At 60.3% G+C, this 20009-nt stretch carries 18 protein-coding genes and 1 tRNA gene; 7 read left to right on the top strand and 12 right to left on the bottom strand.

Translation table 11 applies throughout. The features are described 5' to 3' along the window. Positions 1-5: 5 nt before the first annotated feature. Positions 6-905, bottom strand: a complete 900-nt coding sequence (locus ACYQ0G_RS06335; protein WP_460100795.1) for a glycoside hydrolase family 16 protein — start codon at positions 903-905, stop codon at positions 6-8. 176 nt (positions 906-1081) lie between these two features. Here ACYQ0G_RS06335 and ACYQ0G_RS06330 point away from each other — a divergent pair, with 176 nt between their 5' ends. Then, positions 1082-2986 carry a M1 family metallopeptidase gene (locus ACYQ0G_RS06330; protein WP_460100792.1) on the top strand — a complete coding sequence of 635 codons (1905 nt, stop codon included), beginning with the start codon at positions 1082-1084 and terminating at the stop codon, positions 2984-2986. A 1-nt stretch (position 2987) separates the two neighbouring features. Here ACYQ0G_RS06330 and fumC read toward each other — a convergent pair whose 3' ends face one another. Genes fumC through gntA form a run of 3 tightly spaced genes read right to left on the bottom strand, consistent with a single transcriptional unit; the run spans position 2988 to position 5693 of the window. Then, entirely contained in the window at positions 2988-4373 is a 1386-nt protein-coding gene (gene fumC, locus ACYQ0G_RS06325; RefSeq protein ID WP_460100790.1) for a class II fumarate hydratase, read from the bottom strand. Positions 4374-4425: 52 nt separating this feature from the next. After that, positions 4426-5022, bottom strand: a complete 597-nt coding sequence (locus tag ACYQ0G_RS06320) for a DUF1989 domain-containing protein (protein WP_460100789.1) — start codon at positions 5020-5022, stop codon at positions 4426-4428. After that, a complete protein-coding gene (gene gntA / locus ACYQ0G_RS06315) occupies positions 5019-5693 on the bottom strand; it encodes a guanitoxin biosynthesis heme-dependent pre-guanitoxin N-hydroxylase GntA (RefSeq protein ID WP_460100786.1) in 675 nt (224 codons plus the stop codon). The genes ACYQ0G_RS06320 and gntA overlap by 4 nt, the downstream gene beginning before the upstream one ends. 221 nt (positions 5694-5914) lie before the next feature. Between gntA and ACYQ0G_RS06310 the strand changes: the two genes are divergently transcribed. From ACYQ0G_RS06310 to ACYQ0G_RS06300, 3 genes are all read left to right on the top strand, one after another. After that, on the top strand, positions 5915-6901 hold the full coding sequence (locus ACYQ0G_RS06310; protein WP_460100784.1) for a hypothetical protein: 987 nt from the start codon (positions 5915-5917) through the stop codon (positions 6899-6901). 62 nt (positions 6902-6963) lie between these two features. After that, complete coding sequence (locus ACYQ0G_RS06305; RefSeq protein ID WP_460100782.1) at positions 6964-9057, top strand: RelA/SpoT family protein; 2094 nt, start codon at positions 6964-6966, stop codon at positions 9055-9057. A 10-nt stretch (positions 9058-9067) separates the two neighbouring features. Then, positions 9068-9433, top strand: a complete 366-nt coding sequence (locus ACYQ0G_RS06300; protein ID WP_460100779.1) for a VOC family protein — start codon at positions 9068-9070, stop codon at positions 9431-9433. Between the two features lie 446 nt (positions 9434-9879). Here the strand turns inward: ACYQ0G_RS06300 and ACYQ0G_RS06295 are convergent, their stop codons facing one another. Genes ACYQ0G_RS06295 through ACYQ0G_RS06280 form a run of 4 tightly spaced genes read right to left on the bottom strand, consistent with a single transcriptional unit; the run spans position 9880 to position 11945 of the window. Beyond that, the gene (locus ACYQ0G_RS06295) at positions 9880-10176 is read right to left on the bottom strand and encodes a hypothetical protein (protein WP_460100776.1); all 297 of its coding nucleotides are present in this window, start codon (positions 10174-10176) and stop codon (positions 9880-9882) included. 44 nt (positions 10177-10220) lie between these two features. Continuing rightward, positions 10221-10667 (bottom strand): META domain-containing protein, encoded by a 447-nt coding sequence (locus ACYQ0G_RS06290; protein ID WP_460100773.1) that lies wholly within the window; start codon positions 10665-10667, stop codon positions 10221-10223. Then, complete coding sequence (locus tag ACYQ0G_RS06285; protein ID WP_460100770.1) at positions 10664-10972, bottom strand: DUF1905 domain-containing protein; 309 nt, start codon at positions 10970-10972, stop codon at positions 10664-10666. Before ACYQ0G_RS06285 ends, ACYQ0G_RS06290 begins: the two co-directional genes overlap by 4 nt. A 13-nt stretch (positions 10973-10985) precedes the next feature. Next, positions 10986-11945: a peptidylprolyl isomerase gene (locus ACYQ0G_RS06280; protein WP_460100767.1), complete on the bottom strand. Its 960-nt coding sequence runs from the start codon at positions 11943-11945 to the stop codon at positions 10986-10988. 255 nt (positions 11946-12200) lie between these two features. Between ACYQ0G_RS06280 and ACYQ0G_RS06275 the strand changes: the two genes are divergently transcribed. Then, a tRNA-Ser gene (locus ACYQ0G_RS06275) sits at positions 12201-12291 on the top strand. Positions 12292-12338: 47 nt separating this feature from the next. Here the strand turns inward: ACYQ0G_RS06275 and ACYQ0G_RS06270 are convergent. Genes ACYQ0G_RS06270 through ACYQ0G_RS06255 form a run of 4 tightly spaced genes read right to left on the bottom strand, consistent with a single transcriptional unit; the run spans position 12339 to position 17297 of the window. Beyond that, on the bottom strand, positions 12339-14234 hold the full coding sequence (locus ACYQ0G_RS06270; protein ID WP_460100764.1) for an HAD-IIIC family phosphatase: 1896 nt from the start codon (positions 14232-14234) through the stop codon (positions 12339-12341). After that, a complete protein-coding gene (locus ACYQ0G_RS06265; protein WP_460100761.1) occupies positions 14231-14476 on the bottom strand; it encodes an acyl carrier protein in 246 nt (81 codons plus the stop codon). The genes ACYQ0G_RS06270 and ACYQ0G_RS06265 overlap by 4 nt, the downstream gene beginning before the upstream one ends. Positions 14477-14521: 45 nt before the next feature. Next, entirely contained in the window at positions 14522-15724 is a 1203-nt protein-coding gene (locus ACYQ0G_RS06260) for a hypothetical protein (protein WP_460100758.1), read from the bottom strand. A gap of 4 nt (positions 15725-15728) precedes the next feature. Then, positions 15729-17297 carry an MBOAT family O-acyltransferase gene (locus ACYQ0G_RS06255; RefSeq protein WP_460100756.1) on the bottom strand — a complete coding sequence of 523 codons (1569 nt, stop codon included), beginning with the start codon at positions 17295-17297 and terminating at the stop codon, positions 15729-15731. 363 nt (positions 17298-17660) lie between these two features. On the opposite strand from ACYQ0G_RS06255, the gene ACYQ0G_RS06250 reads away from it, so the two are divergent. Further along, the gene (locus ACYQ0G_RS06250) at positions 17661-18518 is read left to right on the top strand and encodes a sulfotransferase family protein (RefSeq protein WP_460100753.1); all 858 of its coding nucleotides are present in this window, start codon (positions 17661-17663) and stop codon (positions 18516-18518) included. Positions 18519-18721: 203 nt separating this feature from the next. Further along, positions 18722-19963 carry a polysaccharide pyruvyl transferase family protein gene (locus ACYQ0G_RS06245; protein WP_460100751.1) on the top strand — a complete coding sequence of 414 codons (1242 nt, stop codon included), beginning with the start codon at positions 18722-18724 and terminating at the stop codon, positions 19961-19963. Positions 19964-20009: the final 46 nt, after the last annotated feature.

Genomic DNA, 20009 nt, shown 5'->3' with positions numbered 1-20009 from the left:
TTGCCTCAGTCTTCGGGCGCGTAGACCCTGACCCAGTCGACCAGCATGGCGACTTCGCCGGCCTTGACCGCATCGACCGTCTCCTGCGGGATGCCGTTGTAAGGTTCCTCGATGAGGTTGGTCTTATAGGGATAGGCGCCGCCCATCGCGAAATTGAGGATCAGATACTTCTCATTGTCGAAGGTCCACTCGCCGTAATTCTCGATCATTGGTCGGGTGACGCGGTAGGTGACGCGGCCGTCGATGAGAAAGTCGATCTGCTGGTCGGTCCATTCGACGGCATAGGTGTGCCAGCTGGTCACATCCACGCCGTCGGGGAAGAAGAACTTGTTCACCAGCGGCGTTTCGCCCGAATAGCCGGGGCCGTGCAGGGCGACGCCAACCCAGTCTTTCTCGCCGACATATTCCATGATGTCGATCTCGCCAGTCTCGGGCCACTTCTCGTTGCCGAGCAGCCAGAAGGCGGGCCATACGCCGACATTGGCGGGCATCTTGATACGCGCTTCGGCGCGGCCATGTTTGAAATCGAACTTGCCCTGGCTTTCGATCCGTCCGGACAGGAACGGTGCCTTGCGTTCCTGATTGGGATCGACGCCGGGCTTGAACACCGGACGCAGCATCAGCACGCCGCCATCTGCGCCTTCGATACCCTGGATGAAATTGATCGTCGCCGGATCGTCGACATAGGCCTGCTGTTCGTTATTGACCCAGAAATCCGGGCCCATGACTATCCAATTATCGCGGTCGAGCGTCCCAGAGTTGAATTCATCGGCGAAGAGCAGCTCACGCTCCGGCGAAGGGTCGCCCTGTGGTGAGGAGGGCATTTGCGTCGATTGCGCGGCAAGCGGACCGGCGGCGGCAAGCGCGAGTGCGGCGGGCAGGGCGGCAAGTGTAGTGCGGATCATGAACCTCTCCCAAGATTGCTGTGAACGTTCCCATGGCCGATCCACACGGCAATGGCCAGCCTTCGGGTACGATTGCACGGCTTGGGCTGGATAAGCGCGCCGGGATCGGCAATAGGCGTTGCAGCATTTGGACAAGGCCGGCCTGTACCGGCCCCGAGGTTTTTCAGGAGAATTCCATGCGTCGCATCGCCACCGCCCTATCGCTGCTGCTTGCCAGCACCGCCTGCACCACCGTTCCTTCCGATAGCGGCTCGATGGCTGCGGGCGAGCCGATGGTTTCGCCCATCCTGACCGGTGCCGATGCCGTGGACAACATGACCTATGCGCAGCCGCAGGTTGCCCGCGTGACGCATGTTGATCTCGATCTCGCGCTCGACTTCGATCGCAAACGGGTGACCGGTGTCGCCAATCTCGACATTCTGGCGCGGCCTGATGCAGGGGCGATCGTGCTCGATTCCAACGGGTTGGAAATCGTCGCAGTGCGCGATAGCGCGGGCAATCCGCTTGCCTGGAAGCTGGGTGACAGCGTCAGCGAAGGCGGCAAGGGCGCGCCGCTGACCATCACCATGGGTAATGCGCGCGAAGTGCAAATCCAGTACGCTTCCGCCCCCGATGCCGAGGCCCTGCAGTGGCTGACCCCCGAACAGACCGCGGGCGGCGAGTATCCCTATCTCTTCAACCAGGGTCAGGCGATCCTTAACCGCACCTGGATCCCGACGCAGGACAGCCCCGGCATCCGCCAGACTTGGGAAGCGCGCATAACGGCGCCCAAACCGCTCGACGTGGTGATGAGCGGCGTGCGTCAGGGCGAGCCCGAAGATCTGGGCAATGGCCGCCGCGCCTTCCGCTTCGTAATGGACAAGCCGGTGCCGCCCTATCTCATCGCGATTGCTGCGGGCGATATCGACTTTGCCGCGATCGGCCCGCGCACCGGCGTCTGGGCCGAACCGTCCACACTGGCGCGCGCCCGCGCCGAGGTGGGCGATACCGAAGAAATGGTCGAGGCAGCGGAAGAGCTGTACGGCGATTATCGCTGGGGCCGGTATGATATGATCGTGCTGCCGCCCTCCTTCCCCTATGGCGGGATGGAAAACCCGGTGATGACTTTCCTCACCCCTACCTTCATCGCAGGAGACCGGTCGAACAATGGGCTCGTCGCGCACGAGCTGGCGCATAGCTGGTCGGGCAATCTCGTTACTAATGCGGTGTGGGAAGACAGCTGGCTGAACGAAGGCGTCACATCCTATTTCGAAAACCGTATCGTGGAAGCGGTCTACGGGAAGAAGCGCGCCGAACAGGAAGCTGCGCTGTCCTTCGCCAATATCGAGGAAACGCTGGCCGAAGTGGGCATGAATGCGCCGGGCACCGCGCTGCATCACACCACCGACGGGGCCGAGATCGGCAGCGCCATAACCTACGACAAGGGCCACTTCTTCCTGCGCACGGTGGAAAGCATCGTGGGTCGTGAGCGGTTTGACGCCTGGCTGCGCCAGTGGTTCGACAACCACGCCTTCCAGCCGGCCACCAGCCAGCTGTTCTATGACGACATGATGGCCAATCTGGTCCGCAACGATGCTGAAGCCGAACAGCTCAAGCTGCGCGAATGGATCTTCGAGCCGGGCCTGCCTTCCAACGTGGCCCGCCCCGATCCGGCAGCCTTCGCTGAAGTCGATAGCGCTGTCCGTGCCTATGCCGCGTCGAGCGCGATTCCCGCAGCCTACAACGGCTGGACCAGCGCGGAACGCATGCGCTTCCTAGACAATATCCCGAAGGATCGCAGCGCGGTGCAATTGGCCGAACTGGACCGTCAGCTGGGACTTTCCACTACGCAGAACAACGAGATCCTGTTCCTGTGGCTCGAACTGGCACTGGCCAATCGTTACGAACCCGCAGTGCCACAGGCCGAACAGTTCCTCGCCCGCGTGGGCCGCGCCAAATTCGTGCGCCCATTGTTCCAGGTGTTGTGGAACGAAGGCGACTGGGGCCGCCCGATCGCAAAACGCATCTACGCCGAGACCCGGCCCAGCTACCACGCGGTCACGCGCGGTGCGGTGGACCGGGTGCTGGGTGTAACCGGCTAGATCAGACCATATCCTGAGGGCGTACCAGCCGGTCGAAGGTTTCGGCATCGACGAGGTCAAGCTCGAGACCGGCTTCCTTGAGAGTCTGCCCCTTGGCCAGCGCGTGCTTGGCGATCTTGGCGGCGTTATCGTACCCGATTTCGGGTGCGAGCGCCGTCACCAGCATCAGCGAGCGGTCCACCAGTTCAGCGATGCGGTCTTCATTGGCCTCAATCCCTTCGACGCAGCGCGTGGCGAAGCTGTCCATGCCGATTGCCAGCAATTCGATCGAGCGCAGGACGTTGGACCCGATCAGCGGCATGAAGGTGTTCAGTTCGAACTGGCCCTGCATCCCACCGACGGTCACCGCCTGATGATTTCCGATGACCTGACCCGCCACCATGGTCAGCATCTCGACCTGCGTCGGATTGACCTTTCCCGGCATAATCGAACTGCCTGGCTCGTTCGCGGGTAGCGACAGTTCGCCAAGGCCCGAGCGGGGGCCGGAGGCGAGCAGGCGGATATCGTTGGCAATCTTGTTCAGTGCGACGGCCAGCGTGTTCAGCGTACCGGAGAAGGAAACCAGCCCGTCCTTCGCCGCCAGCTGTTCGAACGTGTTTTCGGCAGGGCTGAAATCTTCGTCCGTGATCTTCGAAAGCTCGGCCGCCATGTCCGCGCTCCAGCCATCGGGCGCGTTGAGCCCGGTGCCGACAGCCGTGCCGCCAATGGCAAGCGCGCTGAGGTCGCGTCTTAGCGAATCCTCTATCCGTTTGCGGCAGCTGTCGATCTGCGCGGCATAGCCTGAAAATTCCTGGCCCAGTGTCAGCGGGGTCGCATCCTGTGTGTGGGTGCGGCCGATCTTGACGATGCTGCCGAAGCTTTCCGCTTTTGCGGCCAGCGCACTGTGGAGTGTGTGGAGAGCAGGCAGCAGCGTTTGCCGCGCGGCCAGCACGGCGGCGATGTGCAGCGCGGTGGGGAAACTGTCGTTCGAGCTTTGCGACTTGTTAACGTGATCGTTGGGATGAACGGGATCTTTGCCGCCCCGTTTCCCGGCCAGCTGTTCGTTGGCGATCCCGGCGATCACCTCGTTCACATTCATATTGGTCTGCGTGCCGCTGCCGGTCTGGAAGATGGTCAGCGGGAACTGATCATCGTGCTCGCCCCGGCGGATCGCCTCGGCTGCAGCCTCGATGGCATCGCCCAGCTTTGCGTCCAGTCCGTGGGCGCGATTGACGCGCGCGGCGGCCTGTTTGACAGTAGCCTGCGCATGGACGATCTGCAGCGGCATCCTTTGATGCTCGGGAAAGGGAAAGTTCTGCAGGCTGCGCTGCGTCTGCGCACCCCAGTAAGCTTGGGCCGGAACTTCGATGGATCCGATGGAATCGGTTTCGGTGCGTGTCTCGATCATTGCGAATTGCTCCTTTGCCCGCCCAATCCGCGAAAGGCCCAAGAGGTCCGGCCTAACCGTGGATGCGATACCCTATGGGCCGGAAGCTGCCGCCGTTGGACGCATAGGCCGAACAGGCCGTCAGCCCGATGACCAGGTCCATTTTCGCACGGAAGCTTACCATGGTGCCGGCCTTGGATTGCGGCGGATCGACTGACAGTCTGCCGCTGCCCCCATCCACCGGCACATTCATGAAGACATTGAATGCGGTGGGGATCGCATCGCTCTCTACCCCGAACGGACCCAGCGCCGCGGCCAGATTGCCGAAGCACCCGCGATGGACCGGCTTGTCGGGATAGAAATGCTCGAACGTCGCCTCGCTGCAGGGCGTCAGAAGGAAATCGTGCGATGGCGCTTCATCGCTCACGATCTCCAGCATGGGGTTGGAGCGATTGGACCACAAAACATTGCCAGCGGTCAGCTTGATCGTCTCTTCGTAATCGAAGGTCCGCCCGTTGGAGATGACCTCGCGCACATCGGCGGCATTATAGGCGAGCAGGTCGGAGACCTGACTGCCTTCGACATCGATCACATCAAGCATCTGTCCTTCGGCCAGACGAAACGCCACGCCAGACCGAGGCGGGATGATGGAAGGTTCGGCAGCGATCATGCGCGCTTGTCTTTGAAGGGCGCTTGCCAGCCATCATCGACCTTGCGGCCGCTGTACTGGCGCGCTTCGCTGGATTCGCCATGGCGCGAAAGCATGGGGTTGAGATCGCCTGCCAGCGTAAGGTCCCGGTCCAGAATGGTTTCCCGCATGCGTTCATAGCGTCCTTCCTTGCGCAGCGTTTCGAACTGGTCGTGCAGATTGAAGACGAGGATCGGCCGATCGAACCGCCGCGCCGGGCGCGAGGCATTGGGATGCAGGCCGACGACGAAAAAGGCCTCGCCCCCAAAGCTGAGCGAAAAATGTGGATCGCCGGGATCCGGACTGACCGTTCCGTCATAAGGCTGGCCGCGCCAAGCATCCTTGTCGGCAAGCGACTGGATGCGTTCCCACATATGCTTTTCGAATTCTTCTTCGGTCAGGTCCAGCGGGCCTTCGAATACCACGGCAAGGCTGCGCAGGCCCTGCGGATCGTCGCGATAGGCATAGGCCCATTCGAGCAGCGCATCGTGGATATGCATGTCGTTCCAGCCACTGGTCACGTCGCGGCCGGGAAGCACGCGCAAAGTGCCACGCGCCAAGGCGGACTTCGCACCGACGCATGGGAAACCCTTGTCGGCAATATGCCCTTCGAATGTCCGGCGAAGCTCTTCGTCCCGTGTGGTGGTCGTCATCTTTGTAAAGCTTCCGTCGGTTTCAACTGGTGTGACGACCTCAACGAGTGAGTAAGTGTAAGAAGCCGCTTCCATCATTTATCAGCATCACGAGAACGCTCGGCACACTTAAGAGTTGCAAAGCTTCGCCATTGCGTACCAATAAGTCGAACCATGCTGCGCAGACTTGCATTGTCAGAGCGGATACTATCCTTGAACGCGAATACGGGCGGCGCCTTCCGATGACTGTGCGCATCACCCCTGCGGTACGATCGGCTCTTCTGTGGCTGGCCCCTTTCCTTGCCATCCTCGCCGCGCGGTTTGCCACTCACAGCCAACTCGCCGCCGATCATCCGCGCGCGGCGGGGCTTTTATTCCTGTGGGTCGCCGCCGATGCGCTGGCGCTCTCGCTGCTGGCGAAGGCTCCGAAGCATCGCCCCGGTTTGCGGGCGCTGCTGGGCGCGATTGCGGCGGGCTGCGTCATTGCCGCGGTCGGCGCGGCTGCCCCGGTCCGCACGGCGATGCTCGACATGGAGGGTGTTGTCCTTGCGATGGGTCTGACTGTAGCTGCCTATCTAGGGTGGAGCCTATTTCTCGCAGCGCAGGAATTGCGGAAGACCCGATCGATGACGGAAGCAGCGGGTGTTATCCTGCCCGCCGCGCTGGTCCGCTTTGCCGCTTACGAAAGTGCGATGATGCGGCTGGCGCTGTTCAGCTGGGGCGCGAAGCCGCATGTGCCGGACGGGGCGCAAGCTTTCGCCTATCACAAGGTTATCAATCCGCTGGTGGCGACCTTCCTTGTTCTGCAGGTGATCGAGATCGTGGTGGTTGATCTGCTTGTCAGTCACTGGAGCGAGACGGCCGCGCTGGTCCTGCTGGCGCTGGGTATATGGGGCGTGCTGTTTTTCATCGCGATGATGAAGTCATTTGGGCTCTATCCCGTGCTGCTGCTGCATGAGGACGAGCTGCAGGTGCGTGGCGGCAGCTTTGTTGATTTCTCCTTGCCCTTGAGCGCCATTGCCAGCGTGGAACCTTCGATCAGCGATGCGGATACGCGCCGGGCGGATGTTCTCAACGCGGCGATCCTGTCGCATCCGAACGTGGTTCTGCGCCTCTCGCGCCCGCTCGAATACAGCCCGCTTTTCGGCAGGCCGCGCATGGTGGAGCGGGTTGCTTTCCGGCTCGATGAGCCTGCGCCTTTTCTTGCCGCGCTGCAAAGGCGGATTTGAACGGAACGCAACGCGCTTTTTCGTTGCATTGTCAGGCGTTTTGCCCGCATCGTGATTCGACCATGCTGCGCCAGTACGAACTCGTAGAGCGGGTCCTCGAATACGACCCCGATGCCGACGAGGCAATGCTCAACCGCGCCTATGTCTATACCGTGCAGAAGCACGGTACGCAGACCCGCGCGTCGGGCGATCCCTATTTCAGCCACCCGGTCGAAGTCGCCGGCTTGATGACCGATCTGAAGCTGGATCAGGAAACCATCGTCACCGCACTGCTGCACGATACGGTGGAAGACACGCTGGCCACGATCGACGATATCGAGAATAATTTCGGGGGTGAGGTCGCGCGGCTGGTCGACGGGGTGACCAAGCTTTCGAAGATCGAGCAGATGCCCGAGAACGAGCGGGCGGCGGAAAACCTGCGCAAGTTCCTGCTCGCCATGAGCGAGGATATCCGCGTGCTGCTGGTGAAGCTGGGTGACAGGCTGCACAACATGCGCACGCTCCACTTCATCAAGAAGCCGGAAAAGCGCCGCCGTATCGCGCGCGAGACGATGGATATCTATGCCCCGCTGGCAGAGCGGGTGGGCATGTACGAGTACATGCGCGAAATGCAGCTGCTCGCCTTCGAGCAGATCGAACCCGAAGCCTATGCCACGATCACCAATCGCCTGCAGCAGATCCGGGAAGAGGATGGCGGGCAGGTCGATTCCATCGCGCTGGATATGAAGCACGCGCTGGCTGAGTCCGGCATGCAGGTCGAAGTTTCCGGGCGCGAAAAGCACCCCTATTCGATCTGGCGCAAGATGGCCGAGCGCCACGTCAGCTTCGAGCAAGTGACCGACATCATGGCCTTCCGAGTCATTTGCGACGATGTGGCCGATTGCTATCGTGCGCTGGGCGTCCTGCACACGACGTGGCAATTCCTGCCGGGCAAATTCAAGGACTATATCTCTACCCCGAAGACCAATGGCTATCGCAGTCTCCACACCTCGCTGATCTATGGCAAGTCGATGCGGGTCGAGGTGCAAATCCGCACGCGCGAAATGCACCGGACTAACGAGTTCGGCCTCGCCGCACATTGGGCCTACAAGCAGGGCGACCGGCCCGATGGCGCGGTGGGCTGGCTGCGCGACCTGATCGAGATCATCGACGACAGCCACGACGCAGAGGAGCTGCTCGAACACACCCGCATGGCGATTTACCAGGATCGCATCTTCGCCTTCACGCCCAAGGGCGCGCTGCACCAGCTGCCCAAGGGATCGACTGCGGTCGATTTCGCCTTTGCCGTTCATACCGATCTCGGCGCGCAGACGGTCGGTGCGAAGATCAACGGACGGCACATGCCGCTGCGCACCCAGCTCAACAATGGCGATGTGGTCGAGATCCTGAAAGGCAAGAATGCCGAGCCGCAGATGAGCTGGCTGGGCTTCGTGGTGACCGGCAAGGCCCGCGCTGCCATTCGCCGCGCAGTGCGCCAGAAGGAACGCGATGAGGTCGCCGACATCGGCCAGAAGCTTTACGACGAGATCACCACTCGCCTGCCGGGCAAGGTCGGCAAGAAGGCTCTGCGCGAGGCGCTGAAACGGCTGGAGATGGAGGAGGCGGAAGACCTCTATTACGCCATCGGTTCCGCCCAGATCAAAGACCGCGAGGTCATGGAAGCGCTGATTCCCGGTTCGACCGAAGGCATGGCCGAAGAGGATGACGAATGGCTGCGTAATGGAAAGTCGCTTTCCATTCGCGGCCTGACGCCGGGTGTCGGCTATACGCTGGCCGAGTGCTGCCACCCCGTGCCGGGTGACCGGATCGTAGGCCTGCGCAAGGAAGGCGAGGCGGTGGAAGTCCATGCGATCGACTGCCACCAGCTTGCCACCGGCATCGATAACGACTGGCTCGACCTCAGCTGGGGCCGCCGTTCGCGCGGGGCCGTGGGTCGCTTGCGCGTGACGCTTTACGATCGGCCTGGCACGCTGGCCGAAATGGCGGGCATCTTCGCCAAAAACGTGGTCAATGTGACCAGCCTCGACCAGACCCAGCTCGATCATCCTTTCACCACCTATGAAGTGGATCTGGAAGTGCAGGATCTGGCGCATCTCACCCGCATCCTCAGCGCATTGCGTGCCAGCGATTCCGTGGCACAGGCCGAGCGCGCATGAGGCCAACCCTTTGAGCCTCATCACCGGCATCGATCACATCCAACTCGCCATGCCCCATGGAGGCGAGCGGCATGCGCGCGAGTTCTGGACCGGGGTGATGGGACTTACTGAAGTGCCCAAGCCTGCGCATCTGGCGCTCAATGGCGGATGCTGGTTCGAAGGCGACGGCGTGGCGATCCATTGCGGAGTAGAGGATGGCTTCCTGCCGGCCCGCCGCGCGCATCCGGCGCTACTGGTCGAAAACCTCGGCGCGTTGGCGGCCAAGCTTCAGGCAGCGGGTATGGCATTCAAGCCGGGCAAGCCTCTGGAAGGCTATCGGCGGGGAGATATTGCCGATCCCTTCGGCAATCGCATCGAATTGATGGAAAAGCTCTGAGCCGGACACGGCTCTGCATCCGGCGGCGAACCCGGACCTATTGCCTGCATAGTCGATGATCACGCGGGCCGAAGCGTCCCGAAGGAGGCGTGCAGCGTAGCTTCCGGGGCGGTCTTCACGGGGCGGCGAGCAAAGGGGAACTCCTCTTGATGCACCGTCATCGGGCGCACTGGAACCTGTCATAGTTCCTTCGGCGCGGTTCGACCGGCAGCCCCGCCAGCCCTCTCATGCCATGCCCGAAGGCGCAGCATGCGAGACATCGAACCTGAATCCAGCTCAAGCTCATGCGGCAGAAGGCCGGTGCGGCGGGACGGTTCGCCTGAAAATCGAGCTCTGCCGCGGTCTGCGCGAGTTTTCCCAGCACCCGCGAGCTATCCGTTGCCATGTCTGCCGCGTCCGGGTGGAAGGGGGTCTTCCGACATCCGGATGGCGGGCCTGCTTCGTGGCTACAGGTGGAACAGCCGATCGGTTGGCCGTTCGATACACAGGGCCAGCGTACAGATGCGCTCACCCTCATCGCTCCAACCACAGGCATTGCAGCCATCGTTCCAGCCCCTGATCCGGCCCCAGCGCAGACCCATGGAATAGTTCGCCTCTCGCGCATCGACTCCGACGATGCTGACGAACTGCCAGAGACCGTCTTCTTCGGGCGTCGCGATCAAATGCCAAACGGTCTCGCCCCGATGTATCGCTATTCCGCCGACAGCCAGCACCGTTGCCACGGCAAGAACAGCCAGTGTCACCCTCCCAAGACCTTTGTTATGCTGACCACGAGGAGTGCCGCCCGTCATCGCCCTGCCGCTCGGCGCAGCTGTCCCCAGTGAGGTTCGTCATGCAGGATCAGGTGTTCGCCTTCCATCCTCATGGTGGCGGTGGGCTGGGTCAGCAGCCAGTAGGCCTCGTCCAACGGACCCGGCGGACACTCCTGCAAATCGATGGTGATGATCCGGTCGCTATTGTCGAGCACGTTGGCGCCGTCCTCACCCCAATTGTTGCAGCCATCACGGCCCGCAACGACCTTGCCCCAGCGGATGTGGACGTTGTAACCAACGGCCCGCACATCGCGCCCGTCGATCGTGGTGAACTGCCATGTGCCATCCTCCTCCGGCGCGGCCACGGCGTGCCACATGCTGTCGCCGGGAAGGAAGAGGGTGGAAAGAACGGTCACCGCCGCCACGCCAAGCCCGCCCGCTATCAGCCACGCCAGTGCACGGTGGTGCTGTCCCCGTCTCATAACAGCTCGATCCCCATCGCAACACTATCGCCTTCCGACAAGTCTTCCGCGCGCGTCACCTTTTTAGAAACCAGCAGGATCCATTCGGCCTTGCCGCGCTGCGGGAAAACGGAACTTTTCCATTCTGTCCTGCCGATGCGGGCCACTACCTTGACCGACCCAAAGCCCCGCCGCGCGCCGAACTCCAAACGGTGGAGCCGTCCGTGCATCGAGATCGCCTCGGCAATTTCGCCGGTGAGTGTAACCAGATGGTAAGTGCCACGGTCCCCCTGCCAGCGGCGCAAGGGCGCAGTGGCGGCAAGCATCTGGCCCACTGGCTTATTGGGCCGCGCGCCGCGCCGGGACCGGGATATTGCAGATATCCGCCCCGCCTGCGGGCGCGATGAAGAACGGATCGCGGCGATTGGCGCGCGCTTCGACGTAGCGGGCGAAAGTTTCCCCTTTGGTCGAGAGATATTCGAAAGCCGGCTGTTCGCTCGCGGGCAGGTCGCTTGCCACGCGAACAGAAAGGATGGGCGTTCGCTTGCCGCTCTCTTCCGCCGTATAGAACCCCAGAGCGCCTGAACCGCGAGGCAGGGACGAAAGATGCTCCATCCCCTCCACGATCCGCCCGACCAGCGCGATGTTGCGGTCGAGATGACGCGGCGCGTGGCCGATCACCGTGTAGAGTTCGGCGCCTGTGCCGGTGTCCGGAGACATCCCGCGACCAACGCCGACCATGCCGTAGCAATGGACCGGCCAATCCCTTTTCCCGTCTGACGCGATTGGCCAGCCTTTGTAGAAATCGGTCCATTCGGCATAAGCATCGCCTCTCGTCCCAGCATTACCTTCGGCCGGCATTTCCCGTATCCGAATGCTCGTGATCGGGGACGTATAATCCTCCTCGTCCATCTTGCGCAGCCCATCCGGCAGTGGTTTCGCCTCGCCATCCCCTTCCGGATTATCGTAATTGGGATCGCCCCATTGGACGACGTAATTGTCCTGTACACGATTGATAGTGATGTCGTCGTACCAGCCCGCACGAGCAAGGGTGCGGATGTTCTCGACCCAGCCCTGGCTGAAGGGAAGGGGCATCAGCTGGATCACCACCTCGCGCGCATTTCCCTGCTCATCCGGAGCCAGCGTCATCACCAGCAAATCGTCGCCCGCTATCTTGATCCAGTCTGCGGCCGGTGCCTTGCCTACGATCTCGCCCGGACTTGGCGCCGCCTGCTCCTGTGCAGAAACCGGGGCGGTGAGGGCGAGCGCTGCAGCGAGCGAAATCAGGTGCTTGGTCATCGCGCGACAGCTTGCCACCGCCTGCGCAAAAGAAAAGCCCCTTCACGCACGTTTTGGTGGGCGGGAAGGGGCTCTGGAGCGGTGTTCGCAGGGAATGCCATTCCGCGCAGCACCGCAACTCGGGGGTAAAATGGGAAACGAGCATCTCCAATATGCGGTTCCCACGGTTCATCGCAATTTGCTTGATCGCAATTCAAGCAATCGAGCAGTTGCGCGCCCCGCCATTGCCCGCTAGAGGCGCGCCTTCCGGGATGCGGAGCAGTGGCCGAGTGGTCGAAGGCGCACGCCTGGAAAGTGTGTATACGGTAACCCCGTATCGAGGGTTCGAATCCCTCCTGCTCCGCCACTTCCTTTTCAATAATGGCAATATCCGGCCAAGTCCGGGCGCCCTGTTTATCCTGCTAGGTTTGTCTCGATGAAAGTCCGGTGAGGGGCGTAGTCTGCTATTGCGCATGCATAGGAGATTGAGCCATCGGGCTTCTCATCCCCATCAGGAAAACCAAGGCGCGGGTAGAAGTCGGCGACCATGTCGTTGCGGTCGGTGGGGATGTAGGTCGATCTGATTTGCTTCACTCCCGCCTTTGCCGCAGCTTCGAACAGCGCGTTCATCACGCATTGTTCGACGCCGCGTTCGAGCACGCGGCAGGATTGCAGCCAGCTGTCGATCGTCCATTTGGTTTCGTCGGTCCGGACAATTACCACGCCGATCATACCGTGCTTTGCGAATTTATCCTCCAGACGCACTTGCCAGCCGAGCACGCCCGCATCGGCCTCCAGTTCGCGCACTTCCTCTTCCCCATAGCGCCGGGTGGTGAGGTTGAACTGGTTGGACTTGTTGATCAGTTGGGTGATGCGGCTGCGTCCTTCCTCGTCAAAGGGGGCGATCGTCATGCGCATGTCTAGCGAAGTCAGATAGTCTTCGTAATTGCCGATCTTGGCGCGGATTTCGGCGGCGGCTGCACGCCCGCCATAGCTTTCCGCTCGGGCTATATCTTCCTGGTTCAGCGGCAAGTGATCGAAGACGCCTGACTGCGCGATCCGCTGGATGAAGAAGGAGGGATCGTCGCCAACTTCGATTGTGGAGACGAGTGGGAGTTCCTGCCTCACGCGTTCGCGTTCGGCCGCATTGTCATCGACAAATACCAAGGATTCAAGCCCCAGGCTCAGCGTTTCGGCGATGGTCTTGATATTCGTCGCCTTGTCGTTCCAGTTGGCCTGGAACACGGCCACATGATCTTCCTTGATCACCATCTCTGAATGATCCCGGAATGGTTCGCGCGCGATTGCATCGGTGTTCTTCGAACAGACTGCGAGAACGATACCGCGGTCGCGAAGGCCGAGGATGAAGTTCTGGAAAGCCACGAAGGCTTCCCCCTCGGGCGAGTTCTGGCCGAGCCTTATGCCGGCGAGCCCATCGTCTCCGATGACACCGCCCCAGAGCGTGTTGTCTAGATCGAGAACAAGGGCGCGCCCCGCCTTTCCCTTCATCGCCGCCAGCAAGGCCGCGATATTGTCCGCCGCCAGCGGGCAGACGTCGATGCTGAAGGGTATCTTGGCGGCATGGTAGCGCACCGGATCGAACCATCTATCGAGGCCGACGCGATTTGCGAGCACAGCCTGATCCCACAACAGCCACTTGCCCTCGCTCGCACCTTCCGCCAATAAAAGATTGAGCCGCTGTCTGAACCGCGCGCTGCTGCCAGGGGTCGCCAAGTCGGAAGAGGAAACCTGTTCCGACCCCGGCAGGGTCGCGAAGATTGCGCTGCAGGAGGATTTCTCCCTGGCCGCAGCAGCCAGTGAAGTTAAAAGATCGGCAGCCTCGGCCAGTGCCGCATCTTCGGCAGCGCGATCAAGCATCGCCCGCCTTCCTGAAAACCCGCTTTCGTCGAGAACGACCAACAGGGCGTCGAGGGGTTGGCCGAAGCAGTCTACGGGCGAATAAGCAAAGCTGGCCACGCTGTCGTAAGGCGCTTCGGGCGCCGAAATCGCGAGGCCGCGAGCAAGGCCCGCAGCGGCTAGCGGTCCGGGAAGATAACTCAAGGTGCGGCTACCCAGCAGACCGACTTTGACCGGCGTGAATGCAGCGGGCAGCAGGCTGGACTTGTGCAGCTTCGTGGCAAGCCGCTCGAGCTTCACTTGCTCGCGCAGACCTAGTTGCTGGTTGGCAAGTACCTTGATTGCGGCGTAGTCTGGCTCCTGCCCTCCACCGATCAATGCCTCGATTTCGGCCAGTCGTTCACCCCAGTCTTCGGCTAGAGGTGGGCGCCAGGGGAAATGCTCACCCGTCATGCGTTCTGCTTCTCCGCCGCCCTGACGAGATCGCCCAGATTCTTGAAGCTCTGCATTTCCGATGTGCTGAAGTGAACCCCCAGTTCCATCTCGATCATGACCATCAGGCGGACATGCGAAAGGCTGTCCCACTGGGCGACATCGTTGGCGGTCGTCTCCATAGTGACGGGTCCTTCATACTCGTCGAAGAGATCTCTGATGATTGCGGTGACCTGGTCGAGAAGGGCTTGTTGATCCGACATTGTGTTATTCCTTCCGGTCTGAAGTCTGGCGAATGATGACGCCCGCTAGCGTGCGGTCTGAAAAGCGGATTGTTCCGATGTCCGATTTAGATGGCTGTTGATCGGGCGATAGCTTTCGACGGCCGAACGAATTGTCCGCTCGTGATCCGCCAAATTCTGGCGCGTCAGCCGGTTGCTGCCCGTGGCCATGGCACCCACGAACCGGCGCAGGATAGCGGGATCATAAACGTGGCCGACCTCGCGGAAATTGGCGAGGTCCCCGGCAATCGATGGGTCATCGTCGAAAGCGAAGATTCGTACATTTGGCAGGTCTGCGGCCGCATCGACCAGACAGCGACGCGCAACCATTTGTTCATCGAGCAAGGTAGGGCTGATGTCGTTCCGTCGTACGTAATAGAATGCGTAGGATGCGATGGGGATCAGTATATCGATTTGAACGCCCCGGTCGGACAGGGCCTGCACGCGGGGAAGGAGTTGACCATTGATAGCAGGGAAGCTGTCGCAATCCCTCCCACTGGAGGCTCCGACGCTGGCGCGATTTCGCTCTACAACGCGGGCTATACCCGCCATTTCCAGAGGGGTCTGGAAACGCTGATACATCGTGTTGACGTAGGTCTTGTAGTTCTCATCGTCAGGATTGCTGTAGGTCAGCTTTCCAGAGAGGATATCGAACGTTTTCCGGATGGTCGGGAAATTGACCATCCGCAGGTCGTTCGCCAGTTCGTCGTCGTAAAGGAAGGCGGGGAAGCTGCGATTGGTAACTTCCGGGTCCTGGGTATAGGTCCAGTCGAAGGTCAGGATGAGGTGCCGAAGCCCCGGATTTTCGGCCAGGCGGCCTAGTACCAGATCCCGGTCGCGGGGCCGGGGGCCGCCATAGCTCAAGTTCATGACCCGGGAATCCTTCCCCAACAGACCGCGCATGTATTCGGGAGTATACATCGCGGTAACAGAACTCCCGACGAGGAAGGTATTGTAGGTTGGATCCTTGGCGGCCACGTCGATCCAGTCGATGACGAGGTCTCTCGGCGTATCGCTGGCTTCGATCCGTGGCTCGGCGCCCCAGGCGTAAATGTTGTGCGGATCGACTGCGATGACGAGCGCCGCGAGCGAGAGATAGATGCCGGTAATAAGCGATGCAGCCAGCACCATGGGCCGGGCCGCCCGCCAGCGTGTGGCAGAAAGCGACCTCCGGCGGCTAACCTGAGCCTGCGGGGTGACGAAATGCGCTGATTGGATCGGTTTCGTCATGCCGTCAGAAACCCTGATAGAGGAAGGGCGGTTGCCGCGAGACGTAATAGAGCGAGGCGATGACCAGTATCGAAAGGTAGCTCGCCTGTGCCCAACCCGGCCGCCACAGGCCGCGCAGAACCGCGAGACCATAGCTCTTGTTTTCGTAAGTCATGATGGCCGGACGATAGCGCCGCAAGAGTTCCACGCTGTTCGGGCAGAGATAGATGATGGAAAACGCGATCATCAGCATCATGACCGGTTCCCGCATGTTGAAGAGTGAGCGTGCTTCGGTGGCCGTACCGAACATCTGCGAGAAGAGGTGGAAACCCCCGCTCACGCTTTCCGAACGAAACATCGCCAGACTGAGCAGCAATGGCAGGAAGAACACCGCCCGTTCTAGGAAGCCGAGGATAAGCGGTGAAGTGGTCGCCTTGACCGATTTGAACCATTTCGACGCCCGGACTTCCGTTTCCAGCGCGTACCAGAAACCGTGCATCAGACCGAAAACGCAAAAGGTCCACAGCGCCCCGTGCCACAGGCCGATGATCTGGAAATTGATCAGCATCGGAAACCACAGGCTGAGGAGGTGCGCCGGTAACGGTGCCAGCCGGTTGAACATGGCGTAACGCGTACCGGCGACTGAAAGTGGTGTGTAAAGAAAGCGTGCGATGACCCGCGTCAGCGTCATGTGCCAGCGGCGGTAATAATCGATGATGCCGTTGGCCTTGAACGGCGAGAAGAAATTGATCGGCAATTTAAGGCCGAACATTCGGGCGAGGCCAAGAGCCATGTCCGAATAGCCGGAAAAATCGAAATAGAGCTGCGCCATATAGGCCAGCGCGCCGATCCACGCCTGCATCGGGTGAATTTCAGCACCGACATGCGCCGCGCCGAAAATGATATCGACGGTGGGGGCTAGATTGTCGGCAATGACCACCTTCTTGAACATGCCGATCGAGATGAAGGTCAGGCCAACCGCAAGGTCGATCGGGTTCAAGCGGAGAAACCGCTTCGACTCGATCTGCGGATTGAATTCGCTAAGATAGGTGATGGGACCGATGATGAGCTGCGGGAAAAAGCTGACGAAGGCGCCATAACGGCAAAAAGCCGCACTGACCGATTTCACTGATGCCAATTGGCCGAGGAATTGGGTGACGTTCTTTTCGCGCGAATAGGCATCAGCAAGGAAGGCGGCGCCCTGGAATGTGTAGAAGGAAATCCCGGCGGGAATGGCGATCCCGGCAATATCCACCATGATCCCGGCGCTCGGACCGAACAGCAGGCTGGCGATCTTGTATTTGAAATAGCACAGGGTGACGATGTTGTAGGCCTGCCCGGTGAGGTAGATGCGCTTCCGGCTCTTCTTGCTTTCGTCGAGAAATGTGACTGCGAGCGCGACGGCGAAATTCACCACGAGTGCGGCAACCAGCAGTATCGCTGAGAACAGGCCATAAGGCACATAAAACGCGAGCGAGGCCGCAAACAGGACGGCGAGTCCGGCATTCCGGCCCAGGAAATGTGCGATCGTATAGAATGCGACCAATGCGACAGGGAGGAACACGAACAGAAAAAGAGGGTCCGTAAATATCAAATTCTTACCCCCTCGATTTTGATCGCTGCCAGCGCTCGCCATGGTTCGGCGAGCTCAAAACCCGTTCCGCCTACCGGCGCGTGGACCGAGGAAGTGCCAAATTTCGTCCAGCCGAAAAATTGGGCATCGGTATAAGGCCACACTCTCAATGAGAGCGGCGATATCAATGGGGGGTAGTGCTGGGGCGAGGCAGGCCCTGCCCATAAGGATAATTGACGCGGCGGTGTTCTCGCGGGAAATTCGCCAGGCCAAGGTCGACCCGATGCTGGTGACTTTCCGACCGCAAGCCTAGCCGACCTCATCGCCCTTCGATGAAGCGACCGGCCTGCATCTTCTGCCTATCAATCAGGGATCCGATAGCCAATGCAACTGAGTGACATCGATTTCGTGATCATTGGTGCTGCGAAGTCGGCGACAACCTGGCTTCAGACCCAACTTCAGGCCGACCCCGCGATCCATATGCCGGACCCGGAGCTGCATTACTTTTCGCGGGAATATGCGCGTGGAGAGAGCTGGTACCTTTCCCATTTCGCGGAAAAACCAGAAGGCAGGCTCATTGGCGAAAAGTCGAATTCATATCTTTATTCGGCTGAAGCTGCCGCCCGTCTCCATCGCGACATTCCGCAGGTCAAACTGATTGCGCAGCTTCGTAACCCTGTTGAACGCGCCTATTCCAGTTACTGCATGCTATTCCGTCGGGGCGAGGTGGGGCCGAATATAGGATCCTACCTCGATCCATCCAGCGGCGAAAACATGCAGATACTGGGCTCGGGTAATTTCTATTCCCATTTGCAGCCGTTCATCAATCTCTATGGCCGCGAGAAGCTTTTAATCCTGTTCTTCGAAGGTGTGACCGAAGACCCTGAAGCGCAGATGCTGCGCGTTCGAACCCATCTCGGCCTGCCTCCGCGCGCGATCGCCATGCAAGGGCATCAGAAGGTCAAGGACAAGACCGCGCCGCTGGTGCCACCGGCGATGCGGAAAAAGCTCGGTTGGATGAAGCCGATTGTTCGCCCTTTCCGTGGATCGGTGCCATTCGAAGCGGCTCGCGGGCTTGTCGCCCGCAAAACCGAATACCCTCCGCTGACCAAAGATCTGCGCGAGCGTCTTGGCGAATATTACCAGCCTTCGATAGAAGCTCTGGAGCAGATGAGTGGTCAGTCCCTTCACCATTGGTATGCGAAGGGAGCGGAACAGGCGTTGAACTCGGCTTCGGCGTGAGACGTTTGATCCCTTCGCGGTCAGGGGAGGAGCCCCAATTGGGCGATGGCAGGTCAAAAGGGCTAATCGCTTTGCTCACCTGCGTATACCCCTCGCGGCTGGTAATCCTCGGCTCGTACCACCCGAATCCCGTTCGTTCGATCTCGCTTCGCTAAGGGCAAAGGGCGGTCAAACCTTCGATCAGCAAGAGAGCCTGAGACATCATGAAAAAGTTCATCATCACCGGCATCCAGATGAGAAACAAAGGCTCTCAGGCGATGTTTCTCTCCCTCTATTCGGGCCTCAAGGCGAGATATCCCGATTGCGAAGTGATTGGTTTCGCCAACAAGTATGACGAGCCGGAGCAGTACGACTTCCAGCTCCTACCCTACGATTATTTCACCCGCCTCCTTTACCGTTACCGGTTGAGCAGTGTCCCGGTGCTGACGCCCCTCATTACCTCCTTCGCCGGTTTCTGGCGCAAGACGGACAAATGGAATGGCAATGTCGGGCAGATGGAGCAGGCATTGCGGGAGGCGGATGCTATTCTCGATGCCAGCGGATACACCTTGGGTTCCGGCTGGGGCAAAGGGGGTGGCCGGCTCCTGCTGCAAACGATCAGGATTGCGAGACGCTATGGCAAGAAAATCATTCTCATGCCCCAAAGCTTTGGGCCCTTTGATTGGGGCGAAGACGACGATGAGCAATTCCTCGCGGAAGTGAAGCATGAACTGAGTTATTGCACTAAGATCTATGCACGGGAGATCGAAGGGTATGAATGCCTGAAGGCCTTGGGCCTCCAGAATGTCGAACTGTCCGCAGACATGGTTATTCGCGAAAACGCATTCCCGCAGGCCTGCGACATCCATCCCGGTTACCAGCAGCCCCAGATAAACTACCCGGAATCAGGCGCGGTCGGCTTCATCATCAACGAGAACGTTTTTCGGATCGGCAATCCCGAGGCTGTTCTGGATCTCTATGTGAAGCTGCTCGACAAACTGCTGAACGATGGAGAGAAGGTCTATATTCTGAACACGTCGACTGCCGATTTCCATTTGGTTGAAAAGGTTCTCGCCAAGGTCAAACGGCGTGACCGGGTGGGTGTGATTTCCGGCGAATATTCCAGTCCTGAACTCATCGATATCATTGGCCGGTTCAAATATGTGGTGGCCTCGCGCTATCACTCCGTAGTGTTCGCTTACCGTTCCGGCGTGCCCGCGATCATTCTCGGATGGGCAAGCAAATATGTCGACCTGGCCGCCCATTTCCAGCAGCAGGACTATGTCTTCGACATCAGGGATCCGGGCGTCGACCAGATCCTCAAACAGGTCGAGAAGATGGGCGCCAATAACGAAATCGAGTCTCAGCGAATAAGCGAATGTTTGGCGAATATGCAGATGACATCCGTCATTCAGGATGCCCTGGGGGCGCTCGAGAGAATTGGTCCTACAGCGGCCGCAGCCTAGCAGGCTGGAGGGGCGGGGACTTCTTCTAATTGGGTTCAGCCTCAAG

This window comes from Qipengyuania triglochinis (assembly GCF_054655615.1).
The sequence above is the reverse complement of the archived record's forward strand: the minus strand, read 5'-3'. Positions and strand labels throughout refer to the sequence as shown.

Excerpts from the sequence above, each read along its gene's own strand:
- ACYQ0G_RS06335 (WP_460100795.1), bottom strand. The coding sequence starts at position 905 with ATGATCCGCACTACACTTGCCGCCCTGCCCGCCGCACTCGCGCTTGCC.
- ACYQ0G_RS06330 (WP_460100792.1), top strand. The coding sequence starts at position 1,082 with ATGCGTCGCATCGCCACCGCCCTATCGCTGCTGCTTGCCAGCACCGCC.
- fumC (WP_460100790.1), bottom strand. The coding sequence starts at position 4,373 with ATGATCGAGACACGCACCGAAACCGATTCCATCGGATCCATCGAAGTT.
- ACYQ0G_RS06320 (WP_460100789.1), bottom strand. The coding sequence starts at position 5,022 with ATGATCGCTGCCGAACCTTCCATCATCCCGCCTCGGTCTGGCGTGGCG.
- gntA (WP_460100786.1), bottom strand. The coding sequence starts at position 5,693 with ATGACGACCACCACACGGGACGAAGAGCTTCGCCGGACATTCGAAGGG.
- ACYQ0G_RS06310 (WP_460100784.1), top strand. The coding sequence starts at position 5,915 with ATGACTGTGCGCATCACCCCTGCGGTACGATCGGCTCTTCTGTGGCTG.
- ACYQ0G_RS06305 (WP_460100782.1), top strand. The coding sequence starts at position 6,964 with ATGCTGCGCCAGTACGAACTCGTAGAGCGGGTCCTCGAATACGACCCC.
- ACYQ0G_RS06290 (WP_460100773.1), bottom strand. The coding sequence starts at position 10,667 with ATGAGACGGGGACAGCACCACCGTGCACTGGCGTGGCTGATAGCGGGC.
- ACYQ0G_RS06285 (WP_460100770.1), bottom strand. The coding sequence starts at position 10,972 with ATGCTTGCCGCCACTGCGCCCTTGCGCCGCTGGCAGGGGGACCGTGGC.
- ACYQ0G_RS06280 (WP_460100767.1), bottom strand. The coding sequence starts at position 11,945 with ATGACCAAGCACCTGATTTCGCTCGCTGCAGCGCTCGCCCTCACCGCC.
- ACYQ0G_RS06270 (WP_460100764.1), bottom strand. The coding sequence starts at position 14,234 with ATGACGGGTGAGCATTTCCCCTGGCGCCCACCTCTAGCCGAAGACTGG.
- ACYQ0G_RS06265 (WP_460100761.1), bottom strand. The coding sequence starts at position 14,476 with ATGTCGGATCAACAAGCCCTTCTCGACCAGGTCACCGCAATCATCAGA.
- ACYQ0G_RS06260 (WP_460100758.1), bottom strand. The coding sequence starts at position 15,724 with ATGACGAAACCGATCCAATCAGCGCATTTCGTCACCCCGCAGGCTCAG.
- ACYQ0G_RS06250 (WP_460100753.1), top strand. The coding sequence starts at position 17,661 with ATGCAACTGAGTGACATCGATTTCGTGATCATTGGTGCTGCGAAGTCG.
- ACYQ0G_RS06245 (WP_460100751.1), top strand. The coding sequence starts at position 18,722 with ATGAAAAAGTTCATCATCACCGGCATCCAGATGAGAAACAAAGGCTCT.